This is a genomic window from Shewanella atlantica, from assembly GCF_003966265.1.
GTDB classification, from domain to species: Bacteria; Pseudomonadota; Gammaproteobacteria; order Enterobacterales; family Shewanellaceae; genus Shewanella; species Shewanella atlantica.
The window spans coordinates 721049-734733 of the sequence record NZ_RXNV01000002.1; the positions used below are offsets into that span (position 1 = coordinate 721049).

Below are 13685 nucleotides of genomic sequence, written 5' to 3' on the forward strand. Positions count from 1 at the left end.
AATGGTAGCTCCAAAAAAACTCGGTCTTATGGTTAATTATTAACCATCGGGACAGAGAAGTACAGTTTCTCTAATGTTTGACCACAATATAACCAGAGAGATCAAGAGCCGCTTCTTACCCAAGCCGTCTCCCAATCTTTCCATACGGGATTAAATCCCCGAGCTCTTATGGCTTTACTCACCTCCAAGGCCGTTCTCTCATCGCTGATATCAAACTGATTCAACTCGGTATTTGGCTTAACATACCCCCCCGGTTGTGTCGAACTTCCGGCACTGATATTGGTGATCCCAAGGCCTAAGAGGTTATCGCGCAACTGTGCAGACTCACGTGTGGAGAGACTGATCTCAAGCTGTTCATTAAACAGCCTGAATGCACAAATTAACTGAACCAGACCTTTATCTGTCAGTTCAACTTTGGGAGTTATCCCTCCTGTGCAGGGCCTTAACCTTGGCAGTGAAACACTGTAACGAGACCGCCAATATCTGGACTCCAGATAAGAGAGGTGATGACCCAACAACAGCGCGTCTAAGCGCCAATCGTCTAAGCCCAGTAGCACACCGATACCAATTTTATCGACGCCGGCTTTAGCCACTCTCTCCGGAGTACCCACACGATAGGCGAAGTCCTTCTTTTTACCTCTGGTATGATGTTTTGCGTAGGTATCCGGGTTATAAGTCTCTTGATAGATCATCACCGCATCTAAACCTAAGTCGACTAAATCAGAGTATTCGCTCTCCTTAAGAGGTTGAACTTCCATCGCAAGATAACTGAAATGTTGTTTTACCCTCGGAAGGACTGTTTTAAAGTAGTCGATTCCGACTTTGGATTCGTGCTCTCCCGAAACCAGCAGTATCGAGTCGTAACCCGTTTTCTTAATCACCGCCATCTCGGCATCCAGCTGTTCCTGGTTCAGCGTCTCTCTTTTCAGCCTGTTACTCATGCTAAAACCACAATAATCACACTCGTTAGCACATAAATTTGACAGATAGAGAGGCAGGTACATACCAAGGTTTGAGCCAAACCTTTTCCTTGTCAGGGCTGATGACCGTTGCGCCATCTCTTCGATAAAACCTTCTGCCGCAGGGGAGAGTAAGGCCAATAAACTGTCGAGTGACCCCTCAGGCGATATTAGTGCTCTCTCAACCTCCTGTCTGGTTGTAGAATAGAGCCTGAGCTTAAGCTTCTCCCGATCAAGGTTCTTCAGATAAGAGAGGAAGCTCATAAGTGACTCCTGTATAGCGAATGTATAATGCTCAACTTATTCATTGAGAAACCCCGTTAACGGACTCGTGTGCTCGGCTCGCGAACTGACCTGACCAAGTCCTGCCAGATACGCCTCTCTACCGGTTGCTACCGCTTGGGAAAAGCAGCGCGCCATGGCGACGGGATCCGGGCTGCTGGCGATAGCGGTGTTAACCAATACTGCATCGGCACCTAACTCCATGGCGTGTGTAGCCTGAGATGGTGTACCGATACCGGCATCGACAACCACGGGGACTCGTGCTTGCTCGATGATTATTTTGAGAAAGGTTTCGGTAGCTAAACCTTGATTTGAACCTATGGGACTGGCCAGAGGCATAACGGCGGCGCAACCTACCTCTTCTAAGCGGCGACACAACACCGGATCTGCATGCACATAAGGCAGGACAACGAAGCCTTTATCGCAAAGGGTCTTAGCTGCTGCTAACGTCTCAACCGGATCGGGCATCAGATATTTTGGGTCCGGGTGGATCTCCAGTTTGATCCAATTAGTGTTCAATACCTCTTTCGCTAATTCTGCCGCAAATACGGCCTCTTTAGCATTTCTTGCTCCAGACGTATTGGGAAGCAACTTGATGCCACTTTGCTGTAAGGGTAATAAGATCTCATCGCTGCCAGTACTAAGATCTAACCTTTTCATCGCCATAGTCACCAGTTGGGACTCTGAAGCCTGGATCGCTTCCAGCATCAACTTAGCCGATGAAAACTTTCCGGTACCGGTAAACAATCTGGAATTAAACTCATGTTCTGCAATTTTTAGCATCTTACCCTCCTGCCACAACGGCAAATATTTCAAAGCTATCGCCCTCAATACACCTTTGCTCTTTCCACTGCCCTTTCGTCACTACCTGTGAGTTACAAACGACGGCAACCGAATTTATAGCAATATTTTGAGCCAGTAAGAGTCCCTCTATGGAGAGTGTTTCGGCAATTATATAAGGCTGGTCATTGATAGAGACCGTGATGGTACTGACATGTTTCAAATCAAGGGGGGCTTTAGTTAGGTGCATGACAAGACTCCTTATGAATAGACTCTTTACTGCAAGACTGTTCGTGAGCGGATTGGTGATAACCCGACTCCTTAGCTTTCACACCACAGACATCGCACTGTGGATCCCGGCTCAGCGAGGCTTCTCTCCACTTAAAGCTGACGCCATCAAATCTCATCAGTTTTCCTGATCCTTGCCCGATACCGAGCAGGTGATTGATGGCCATTAACGCTTGCATAGAGGCCATCACCCCAACCATAGGTCCTAATACCCCCACGCTGCGGCAGGTTTCTGATACCTGAGAGTCTGTTGGAAACAGACAATGATAACAACCGGACTCAGGCGCAGACTTGGTATCGACCGTGAATATCTGGCCCTGAAAATGTGCCACAGAAGCGGTGACTAAGGGACGCAGCGCGTCGACGCAAAACCTGTTCACCTGCTGACGTGAGGGGAAATTATCGGTGCAATCAATAACCATGTCGGCCATGTTTACAATGGATGCACCATTTTCCGGACCAAATTGATCTGTGATAGAGACGATTTTGCATTGGCTGTAGGCCAAAGCCAGCTTGTCTCTCGCCGTGATCGCTTTACTCTTGCCGATATCACTGTCATTAAACAAAAGTTGTCTGGGCAGGTTAGATAATTCGACGCAGTCATGATCAACTAAGGTTAACCTGCCTACACCAGCCGCCGCGAGCTGGTGACTCACCAGCGAACCTAATCCTCCTACGCCGATGACAATAACATGACATGACGATAGTGAATCCTGACCAGATTCTCCCACCTCGTTGAGCAGGATCTGCCTGGAGTACCTGACAAAATCTAAATCATTCATGCTCGAGACCCTCCCAGGCTGCAACCAGCGTTTCATAGGCACACGCAGGGTCATCGGCTTCTGTTACCGCACGCACTACAGCGATATCGTCGACATTCGTTTTCTTCACGGCGGTAAGTCGATTGAACTCGATACCGCCAATCGCGACCAAAGGATAATGTCCCTTCAACAGGTCAACATAATGTTTAAGTTTATTAAGCCCCTGTGGCAGAGACGGCATAGCCTTAGTCGTTGTCGGAAAAATATGTCCAAGCGCAATATAAGAGGGGTTAAGTTGCGATGCGAGTAACAGCTCAAAGTAGCTATGACTCGATACCCCAAGTGCCAATCCGGAATGAGCAATATGGGAAAGATCTGCTTCATAGAGATCCTCCTGGCCCAGGTGTACACCAAAGGCCTGATGTTTAACGGCAAGTTGCCAATAATCGTTGATGAAGACCTGCGCCTGATAGTCCCGGCCTAATTGAATTGCCTTGATGATTTTAGTCTCTAGGTCAGAATCGTCAGCCTCCTTTACTCTCAGCTGAATGGTCTTAGCCCCGGCAGCTAACAAGAGTTGCAACATGCTGACATCGCTGACAACCGGATAAACACCCAGTCGCTCATCGAGAGGCTTAAAGTTCAGATCGTCAGGCAGTGAAGCACAACCATCTAATGAAGATATGTGTGCAAAACCACCAAGCTTGGCTGGCCAGCCTGTTCGAGCAAGTGGGCCAGGCCCCTTCCCCGGCCGGCCACTCTGTTTTATACCTTCTGTGACATAGGCCTTAGCAACCACTACGGCATCATGAAGTACGAAGCCCCATGCCATAACACTGGCAATAGCCGAGCTTAGAGTACAGCCGCTACCATGGTTATTAGTACTCTCCACCCTCGGGCTCGAAAGCAGGAAGCTTCGTTGTTGATAAATGACAGCGCTACCGGGCGCCTGAATGCAGACAAATATATCTTTTGCGGTTTCAGCTTGCCACGCCGCTCCCTTATCCCCCCCCTTGGCCAACACGTTACATTCGAATCTCTTAGATAGTGCTTTGGCAGCCTGATGACAATCACTCAAATCTTTAAGCCTACACCCGGACAATACACTAAGCTCAGCCGTGTTGGGTGTGATGAGAGTGATAAGCCCTTTGAACGGCAGAAAGTCGAGCTGGTTTTCGCTACGCTTATCGCTAGCAAAGTGTGCGCCGCAGCTGGCAACCATCACTGGGTCAAGAATGACGTTCACATCAACTGCATTCGCTTTTTGAAACTCACGTAAAGAGGTATTGAGCCATTTACCGAGCAAATTGACCTGCTCTTGATTGGCCAGGAGTCCAATCTTTATCGCCATGGGGGCTAGATCGGCGAGTAGCACATCAAGTTGAGCAAGTAGCATCTCCTCTGACACAGGTTCAACCAAAGTCACACTCACCGAGTTCTGAGCGGTCAGGCAAGTGATGGCACTACAGCCGTGGCATCCAAGATCATCTATTGTCGCGAGATCGGCTTGTATGCCTGCACCTCCCCCGCTATCTGAGCCTGCGATTGTCCAAACCACAGGCTTTAAAGCTGACGATGTCAGCTCTAAATTAGTCATAGCCTAGTCCTCAGCTTCTACAAGTTCTACATCTTTCACCAACGCGCCACTTTCATGATAGAGCGCAGCCCCTTTGGCCTTAAACTCTGCAGACATCTGAGCCATACCCGACTCTTTGACAGTTTTAGCCTTAAACTCAGTGTCAGTATGTAGCTTAACCTCCTGCGCCGCCGCATATTCCCTGACCTCCTGGCTTATCTTCATCGAACAAAATTTTGGTCCACACATAGAGCAGAAATGGGCAACCTTTGCCGACTCCTGAGGCAGCGATTCATCGTGATAAGCTCTTGCGGTATCGGGATCCAGCCCTAAGTTGTATTGATCTTCCCAGCGAAACTCGAATCTTGCCTTTGATAGGGCGTTGTCCCGGATCTGCGCAGTTGGATGCCCTTTAGCCACATCACCTGCATGGGCGGCAATCTTATAGGTGATCAGGCCTTGCTTTACGTCCTCCTTGTTCGGCAAACCTAAGTGCTCTTTCGGTGTCACATAGCAGAGCATGGCGCAACCATACCAGGCAATCATTGCCGCGCCGATCCCCGAAGTGAAATGGTCATAGCCCGGTGCGATGTCGGTAGTCTGAGGACCTAAGGTATAAAATGGCGCCTCATCACACAGCTCAAGCTGCTTATCCATGTTCTCTTTAATCAAGTTCATGGGAATATGACCCGGCCCCTCGATAATTGTCTGCACGTCGTATTCCCAGGCAATCTTAACTAACTCACCTAAAGTTTCGAGTTCTGAAAACTGTGCTTCATCATTGGCATCGGCAATGGAGCCAGGGCGCATGCCATCACCGAGTGACAATGAAACGTCATAGGCGGCGCAAAGTTCACAGATATCGCGGAAGTGTTCATACAGGAAGTTTTCCAGATGATGTGAGAGACACCACTTAGCCATGATAGATCCGCCCCGCGAGACAATACCGGTTAAGCGTTTAGCTGTCATAGGTACGTAACGGAGTAACACGCCGGCATGAATAGTAAAGTAATCGACGCCCTGCTCTGCCTGCTCAAGCAGAGTATCTCTGAAGATCTCCCATGTGAGATCTTCAGCAACGCCATTGACCTTTTCCAGAGCCTGATAGATTGGAACGGTACCAATAGGCACTGGTGAGTTGCGTATGATCCATTCCCTTGTTTCATGGATATATCGCCCCGTCGATAGGTCCATGACCGTATCGGCTCCCCAACGCGTCGACCAAACAAGTTTTTCAACCTCCTCCTCGATTGATGAGGTCACCGCTGAATTACCAATATTGGCGTTCACTTTTACCAAAAAATTACGACCGATAATCATAGGTTCGGCTTCGGGATGGTTAATATTGAGTGGAATAATGGCTCGTCCCCTTGCCACCTCTTGTCTGACAAATTCCGGGGTAATAGGTTGACTTATGGCGGCGCCGAAACTTTCACCTGGCGCTTTTTGTGTCAACGCTTCATCGGTCAATTCACTCAAAGCCATATTTTCTCTGATGGCAATGTACTCCATTTCAGGGGTAACAATTCCCTGTCTGGCATAATGGAGCTGGGTAACACATTGGCCTTGCTTGGCTTTTCTGGGTGAAAGAAGCGAGTCGAAGCGTAGATGGTCGAGCCCATAATCGGCTAATCTTTGCTGGGTAAAACCAGAACTCGCAGCATTCAACTGCTCAGTATCATTGCGCTCAAGGATCCAATCTTTTCTGAACTTATCTAAACCTTTACGGACATTAATCTTGGCATTGGGATCGGAATATGGTCCGGCACAGTCGTAGACTTTAAGTGGTGGATTTGATTCTAAAATCGGATCAGTTCCGGTACCACCAATCAGGGTATCTGATTGGTGTATTTGGCGCATACCAACCCGAATATCATCACGGCTACCGGTTAAGTAAACCTTATCAGAATTTGGATGTTGAAGTGGTTTTAGGTTATCAATAAATTGTTGAGCCTGAGCTCGGGTTTCACGACGTGTAGACATAAGCAATCTCACTTTAAAAAAAGAATGAAGTTGCTTGCCTGGAGAGTTGAATAGCGAATGCATCGACAAAAATCATGAAGATGCATCAGATAATTACGAACCTTTCATCGACGGTTTAACAAATATCTTCGAAAAATGGTTTCAATGTGTGCGAGTGTAACATGTCGATAATAAAACATAATTTCAGCTAGGTTTTATTGGTACAGCTGTACCCGACTATTCATATTTATTGCACAGATTGGGGGTAATTATCATGCTTGTTTCCTTCGCGGGTATTAACCCGATCAGGTTCAACGGATCCCGAATAAACGGTCTCAGCCTAAAGGCACTCCGACAAGATGCTGAGAAGTATAGACTTAATGCCATAAATTTAACAAGCGATTTATTTTTTATTCTAGCCAGGTAGGAAACACAATATCAGCTCCAAGATAAATAGAATTAAAACAGCTTGTTAGCTAACAACAAACCCATTTTTAATGGCCATTTCAATCCTGGCAGTGAATTAATATCATCATTTGCATGCTTGTTTTACACTCAATTACCTCCTCTATTTTGCTTAGAGAAGCTAAAGTTTCTGAGGTTTTGATAAGCCGAGTATTCACAATCAACATTAATAAATAGCCATATTACGATTTTTCATTTTCTGTTTATGACTCGCCTAATCCAAGAGTAGTAGATTTCAAACCCACTCTTTTTATGGCTGTGTGTTTGCAACAAGATTAAGCGTACAAGTGTACGCTCAAGCTTGGTATTTTCAATTAAATGCTGTTACACTCACCCCAATTGGTCTTACCAGAAGTTGACTTAAATATGCCTGTACAGGAACTATATTCCACTCCCTCGCCGTCGATAAGCGTTAATTCAAGTGGTTACACAAAGAGTGAAGAAACAGCAAACGCCATGAGTCATGCTCTGGGTGTAATCGCCGGGATAATCGGTCTTATTTTTTCCTTAATCAAAGGCCAGGAAACATTAACCTATATTCAGTTAATCGGTGTTGTCATCTATTGTGCCAGCATCATACTACTATTCGCCTGCTCTACTCTGTACCATTCGGTGGCAGATCCATCATTGAAACATAAGCTTAAAATTGCAGATCATTGTGCCATCTATTTCTTAATTGCGGGAACCTATACCCCCTTGATGTTAATCGCCCTGACGGGCACTCAAGCGATGGTGATCTTAATTTCAATTTGGTCTTTAGCCTTAGGTGGTGTGCTCTTTAAAACCCTATTTATCCATAGGTTTAAGAAGTTAAGTGTCGCGCTTTATCTGGCTATGGGATGGCTGTGCATGACTGTCATCAATGATCTTATTGCGGCCATGTCCCCTTTGGGCTTCAAGCTTTTGCTAACCGGCGGAATTTTTTACAGTTTGGGGGTTATTTTTTATGTGGGCAAAAAAATTCCCTACAACCACGCTATCTGGCACCTGTTTGTATTAGGTGGAGCAATTAGTCATTTCCTATGTGTGTACCTGACACTCCTCTGAATTGGCCTATAATCTAACTCCTCTTCTCGACAAGGAATGTCGACTAGACATATCGGCATGGAGTTGAGGAATAGCCTCTATCGGTCAATTTTCCACTTCACCAATTCTGGCCATTATAGTCATTCACAAAATCGTTTTATTAAGCTTCCTTCCCTACACGTATACCGGGCTTGCCCTCTTTAAGCCCATCCACTGAAAACTCATGGTTTTATCACACCGAATTTATTACCACTCTCACATTAAGCCTTATGATTTACCCAAAAAATTATATGGGCGAATTTTCGATTAAACGCATTATTTCAATATAAGACAAGCCTGATACACGTGTCAGCCGGTATTGATATTAAGTTAAGGCTTCCCCCATGCCGTTAAATGATTTTTTATCCTTAAACAACGGAATCTGGTGTTAGGACAAATTCAATTTTTTAGCTTTTAATTGTATCAAGATTTTCTCCCCCCCCCCCCCATAAAACAAGCCACACCCATTAACAATAAAGCCACAAGCCAACCACAAGCTCATACATCGACATTAACAAGCTCAGTTAGTTTATTTGATCTAATGCAGAATTCTTAAACATTCCACACAATGAATACTAAAGTAATTGTTGACGAGACAATTAATATAAACATATCATCAAATAAATGTATCAACATGTAACACCGTTGATTGCTTTTCTCTAATTTATAATTAAGTGTTATCAATATAATTATCAGCATGGTGTACAGTTTATTTCATCGTATAAAGCTTTAATATCTAACACATGCTTATCTTATTTATCAATTTCTAAATAAGATTAAGTAAATGATGGTTCATCGCTGAACAACGCCGATTTAACCATGCAGGAACAAGCACTTAACGGCCAACACCTGTTACATAAAGTTCAATCGCTGTCACTTGAAGAGTTATAAATATGATTGGTGAAATTGAAAATCATCACTAATACAATATGCTATATGGTTAATTCGTGCGATTTAACAAAATCAAATACAAATAATGATTTTCGGTTACAGATTGATATTTACTTATCAATAACCTCTTGAACACTTAATTAGAAAATTCTTATCGGATTTCAGGTAATAATTTTCAATGGTTTTTATATTGTTAATTTAAATATATTGGATTGAAATATGTCATTAACACCCACACCTTCTTCTATGCAGGTGAAGCAAGGAACGAATAAGTTTCATTACTTATATTGCATCGCTTTGACTGGCTGTGCTTTGTTAGGCTCAACATCTGCTTTTGCCGTTAACGAGTATGAAATAACACGTAAGGAAGTCGAAACCAACTGGTCTGGTTATATCAACCTAGGTTATACCCGTAACGCCTATGACTCTGACACTTTTAGCGCCTACCAGGCATATAACTTTAGTAGCCGTGTAAGTTATAAGTCTGATTGGGGCAGTTTGTTAATGACTCTCGGTGGAGAGAAGCAAACCCTTCATGGAAAAGAATCAAGTTTCTACGACCCTCTGCTGGATTATAGAACCCCATTCCACGTATTTTCTGACTCCCTGTTTCTCAGGGGGAGTATCGGTGTCTACCTTCCGGGAAATCACTACTCTAAACTCGACCGGCTGCAATATGCGCCCCGCATCGCTGGATACCTGTACTGGACTCCCACCGACTCAATGAGTTTTTACGTGTCTCCACGCTACCGCTATAACGCCTACAAGTATAAGACGGCGGGTCAGAGAGTATTAATCGAACATCAGTTCGACACTCTGGTCGATGCCCAGTGGCAAATTACCGATAGCCTCTATTTTGATGTTACTGGTCGCTATCGAATATCGAAAAACTACTACGGTAGACGAATGGATGATCAGTTTACTTTTGCTCAAGAGCTGGGCTGGGAGTTCAGCTCCGATTGGGTTGCGGCTATCGGGCACAACAACAGCGGTAAGTTCTACGATCCCGAAATCGGTCCTTCCCAGGGCTTCGAAGTCTACGACAAGAAGAGCTCAACCTTCTACTTGTCACTAACAACATATTTATAAGCAAGACATTTAATTAAGAGGTATAAATGAAGAAGTCAACGCTTTGCTTGGCCATAACAGGAGCTTGGGCTCTGACTGGCTGTGGCGCCGGAGAAGAACCGTATAAGGAACTTCCCAAAGATGAAAAACAGATCACCACGGCAGACATAGACAAGGCCGGCGAACGCCAGTATCTCTATATCCGTAGTGTCGGAAAGGCGCCACGTTACGCCGCTTCAATTCGCGGCTTCTCCCAGGGAACCCCAAAACTTGTCACCCTGCGCAAGACAGCAAATGGGATCCAGGTACGTCAAATAGATCGTGATGCTATCGGACTGGACCATGACTCTCGTTATACCGACGAGTACAACGAAGCGCCAGTACTTACCATTCCCGGTAAGTATATCGACTACAAGTGTACCGAAGACAGATGGCGCGAATGTATCAACGTCGAAGAGGAAAATAAGGACGCCGATCTTAAGTGGCAGGACAAAAACTATTTTGTTCCTGACTTTGCCGAAACTAAGATTGCCGAACTGGGTATTAACGATCTGTTTATGTTCGGTCAATGCGTTACCGAAACCGAAGACCCACGCTTAGTCAACAGTGGTGATTGGAAAGGCTATGAGATGGATCTGGCCAAAGGTGTCATCAACGTCGAAATTGAGCACACCTATCAAGCCGAACCTCAGTGTCTCAATAAGTTTTATAATGGCAGCCTGGATAATCTCTCATTCACCAGCACCGAATATATCTCAATCGTTGCCATCGATGAGCTGGCTAATAAAGATTATCAGGCGATACCTTACAGCCCGAACGAAAACGGCACCTACGGATTCTTCACATCGGATCACGCCTATCGTGATGCAACGGACAGCGCTGGAGTTGATGGTTATGTTCGTACTTACATGAACCGTGTCGATCCAACCAAGAAGACCTTAACTTACTATATGAGTAATAACTTCTTCTTGCCAAAAAACAAGCCTTATTTAGACGCTGCACATCAAACCATCACAGCACTTAATATCCAAAACAAGCTCTACAAGACAGGCTTCCCTGAACTTGTTATCGAACAAGCGAATGATAAGCGCCATGGGGACCTGCGTTACAGTAACATTACGCTGTTCGATGAGCCTCTGGATAATGGTTTGGCAGGCTATGGTCCCTCTGCAGCGAATCCAGCAACCGGTGAAATTGTCAGTGCCCGTGTCAACCAGTACAGTTCTAATCTCAAGCAAGGTGCTGTGCGTTATTATCGTCAGGTACGCCTCGATTATAACCGTGGCAAGTTAGATGCAACATCGGCAGCAGAGCTCACCGGTGTACCATACACCTCAACCTCTACTACCCAAGTGGTAAACGTTGCAGAAACAGCGGCTGGCGCAGGCATGTTTGCCAAGCCTGAAACCGCTCCAGAGGTAGCAGCCAGCACACTTCCGCAATTACCGCTAGACAACACCTTCGAAAACTTGGTCAAATTTGATGCCGATACTCAGGCATTTTGGTCTGAAAACAGCATGATGCATATGGACACTGTATATGCTGAAGGTGGTAAAAATCGTGAGCTGCCAAGAGGTGTGAAAGATCACGAGATTAACTGGAAAAACCCATCCTTGTGGGTCGACGGTAACATAGGCAATGAACTTATCGCCTTCGAAGAGATGCCAACCGCATTACAAGATGAATTGACGACTCAACTTGCTGCACAGGCATTCGCCGGGACCTTAAGTCACGAACTTGGTCATACCTTCGGATTAAGACATAATTTCTCTGGTAGTACCGATGCCGATAACACGTTCAGTGAAGTTGAACTAAAAACACTCAATGATGCATTTTCTACAGCGGGTTATCCCAACCTAACGGCTAAAGCAGAGTTCTCCAGCCAGATGGACTATAACGTCAACCGTTTTGCCACTATGCTACAGCCTTATGACTTAGCTGCGCTTCGCTTCGGTTATGCCAGAGAGGTCGAGCTTAAGCCAGAGACTGAAACAGGCAATCAGTTTATCTCCCTTAAAGAGGAAGATGAAAAGCGTCGTCAGGAGCTTATCGATGGAAACGTCAATGGTGATACCCGCTTTGGTGCACTATACAACATCGCTCAGCAGCACGACCTACGTAGTTACTCATTCTGTACCGATGGTCACGTATCATTGAACAGCAACTGTAACCGTGGTGATGCCGGCGAGAACCTAAACGATATTGCCCGGTTCTATATCGATAAGTATAACGATAGCTATGAGACCACAAACCTCAGACATAACCGTCAGACGCTGTTCGAAGATCATACTATCAGCTATACCGTTGGCCGTAAGCGCCGTTTCGATGACATTCGCCAATTTGTCGAAGATATCAGTAGCCTGGAGAATATTTTCGGATTACCGGAAAACTACTTCGTCGAGCCATGTAAAGATGACTCTGCAACGGCTTGGTACTGTAACAACCAACGTGCCTTGAACGATGCCGCTCAGTTCTTCTTAACCTTGGCCGGTGAAAACGATGCCAGCGTCGATGTCACCTTTAAGATGGCGGACGATGGCTCAGTTGCCATGAGAAAATCCTATAACTTTGCCGAACTGCTTGCTCAGTACCGCTTCAAGAGTGGCGACATGAAGGCGCAGCTCGAACCCGGTGAAGTTATAAGTAAATTCTCTGACTCACCTGAGGCGCTCAAAGAGCTGATCCTTAACTACGCAATCAATCCAAGCTTCCATGACAAGCTGGATATGGATGTGGCGTTCTCGGGAAGACTGCTTAACGGTATTAAGGTGCCGGCATCGTCGCCAAACCACCCTTATGTCAACGAACGTGACGTATTAGGTGTATGGCCGGACAAGCTGCTTGCGGTTCGCGCACTGGTTTCCCGTACAACAGCTCGCAGTACCACCGGGCGTGGCTATAAGGCACTGGTTGACCTTCCGCAAGTCGGCGATAACTTCAAAGATATGCTATGCAAGATGGTAATGGGCGATGGTCCGGGTCTCACAAATGGTGGCACAGCGCTATTTGTCGAGTCATGTGGTGCAAGTGGTAAACTCGATGAGTTATTACCTAACTACGTCGACTTTGCCACTCAAAGTATTGAGCCACTACCAAACTACGATCGCATGGTATCGCGCTACTTTGGCTTCGACACCGTCAACGGTCAACCTAAAGGTAAGAGCAATCTGCTGGAGATGATGCTTCGTCAGGTCGTTCTCGCCTCAGTCGATAGTGACTATCTCGGAGAGCAAAAAGCCAGAGTATGGCGTGAATATGTAGGTATCCACTTAGCGGGTCCACAGCTGGATGTACAGTCTCAGATCTCGCTCAACGGTCGTATCTACGTAGCAACTGCGGAAAATACACTCGCGATGGCTCTTATCAAGCGTATCGAGAGTGTTGAAGCCTTCATTGCTAATAACCCAGGTTCGATGGATGTTGAACTTTCATCGGGTACGGTTGGTGAGCTATTGAATGGTCAGCTCAAACGCGATCGCCTGACTCTTACCTATCTGCCGGTTCTCAGTTAAAGACAGCAAATAACTTGATCGCTTATATCCTTCTAAGTGATTGGTAAGGCGAAACAAAAAAGCAATAAAAAACATG

General features: G+C 45.7%; 9 protein-coding genes and 1 riboswitch. Of the genes, 3 read left to right on the forward strand and 6 right to left on the reverse strand.

From position 1 onward, the window contains the following. Nucleotides 1–101 precede the first annotated feature (101 nt). The 6 genes from thiH to thiC are packed head-to-tail and all read right to left on the reverse strand — an operon-like array spanning nt 102 to nt 6629. A complete protein-coding gene (thiH, locus tag EKG39_RS08470; protein WP_126505267.1) occupies nt 102–1223 on the reverse strand; it encodes a 2-iminoacetate synthase ThiH in 1122 nt (373 codons plus the stop codon). A gap of 36 nt (nt 1224–1259) precedes the next feature. After that, complete coding sequence (locus tag EKG39_RS08475; RefSeq protein WP_126505268.1) at nt 1260–2024, reverse strand: thiazole synthase; 765 nt, start codon at nt 2022–2024, stop codon at nt 1260–1262. Nucleotide 2025: 1 nt separating this feature from the next. Then, nucleotides 2026–2271 carry a sulfur carrier protein ThiS gene (gene thiS / locus EKG39_RS08480; protein WP_126505269.1) on the reverse strand — a complete coding sequence of 82 codons (246 nt, stop codon included), beginning with the start codon at nt 2269–2271 and terminating at the stop codon, nt 2026–2028. Beyond that, the gene (locus tag EKG39_RS08485; protein WP_126505270.1) at nt 2258–3091 is read right to left on the reverse strand and encodes a HesA/MoeB/ThiF family protein; all 834 of its coding nucleotides are present in this window, start codon (nt 3089–3091) and stop codon (nt 2258–2260) included. Before EKG39_RS08485 ends, thiS begins: the two co-directional genes overlap by 14 nt. Next, nucleotides 3084–4667, reverse strand: a complete 1584-nt coding sequence (gene thiE / locus EKG39_RS08490; protein ID WP_126505271.1) for a thiamine phosphate synthase — start codon at nt 4665–4667, stop codon at nt 3084–3086. The genes EKG39_RS08485 and thiE overlap by 8 nt, the downstream gene beginning before the upstream one ends. A 3-nt stretch (nt 4668–4670) precedes the next feature. Continuing rightward, on the reverse strand, nt 4671–6629 hold the full coding sequence (gene thiC, locus EKG39_RS08495) for a phosphomethylpyrimidine synthase ThiC (RefSeq protein ID WP_246028446.1): 1959 nt from the start codon (nt 6627–6629) through the stop codon (nt 4671–4673). Nucleotides 6630–6873: 244 nt separating this feature from the next. Continuing rightward, nucleotides 6874–6972: riboswitch (TPP riboswitch) on the reverse strand. A 467-nt stretch (nt 6973–7439) separates the two neighbouring features. Between thiC and trhA the strand changes: the two genes are divergently transcribed. The 3 genes from trhA (at nt 7440) to EKG39_RS08510 (ending at nt 13609) form a co-directional block, all read left to right on the forward strand. Further along, nucleotides 7440–8120 carry a PAQR family membrane homeostasis protein TrhA gene (trhA, locus tag EKG39_RS08500; protein ID WP_126505272.1) on the forward strand — a complete coding sequence of 227 codons (681 nt, stop codon included), beginning with the start codon at nt 7440–7442 and terminating at the stop codon, nt 8118–8120. 1128 nt (nt 8121–9248) lie between these two features. Then, nucleotides 9249–10118: a hypothetical protein gene (locus tag EKG39_RS08505; protein ID WP_246028447.1), complete on the forward strand. Its 870-nt coding sequence runs from the start codon at nt 9249–9251 to the stop codon at nt 10116–10118. 26 nt (nt 10119–10144) lie between these two features. After that, nucleotides 10145–13609, forward strand: coding sequence for a zinc-dependent metalloprotease (locus EKG39_RS08510; RefSeq protein ID WP_126505273.1), 3465 nt, complete (start codon nt 10145–10147; stop codon nt 13607–13609). The last annotated feature ends 76 nt before the right edge of the window (nt 13610–13685 follow it).